The 437-nt window shown below is 48.7% G+C and carries 1 protein-coding gene; it reads right to left on the bottom strand.

Going from position 1 to position 437, the window contains the following annotated elements; translation table 11 throughout:
- The coding region (locus tag NE609_RS17350; protein ID WP_256153244.1) for a recombinase family protein at nucleotides 1-437 on the bottom strand (437 nt) is incomplete at both ends.

The following is a 437-nucleotide window of genomic DNA, read 5'->3' as shown; positions in this document are numbered from 1 at the left end:
TGACATTCCCACGGATTTTCTGCACAAGGTCAAAGGTCTGCTGGTCAATGATAGGCTCATGGGTATTCTCGAAAATTGTCCATTCGTCCTCCGGGACATAATGGCTTTTCTTGTCCTTGAAGTGCTTTCGGGTCTTGAAATTGATGGTGTGTCCCAGATATTCACGCTTTTCAAGAATGTTGCAGATGGTGGAAGAACCCCAGCCGTACATATCTTTGAAAGTCTTGTTTTTGTTCACGCCCTCGCCGTGTTGGGCAAGGTAAGCAGACGGAATAAGCACCTTTTCCGATTTCAGTTTACTGGCGATCTGATACGGACCGTAGCCGTCAATCGTCATGGCAAAGATGCGCTTGACCACATCAGCGGCTTCGGGGTCAACCAACCATTGGTCTCTGGCTTCGTTCCAGAGATAGCCGTAAATGACCGTGCCTGTGAGG

The sequence above is a fragment of the Anaerotruncus sp. DFI.9.16 genome (assembly GCF_024461615.1).
Taxonomy (GTDB): Bacteria; Bacillota; Clostridia; order Oscillospirales; family Ruminococcaceae; genus Anaerotruncus; species Anaerotruncus massiliensis.
The sequence above is the reverse complement of the archived record's forward strand: the minus strand, read 5'-3'. Positions and strand labels throughout refer to the sequence as shown.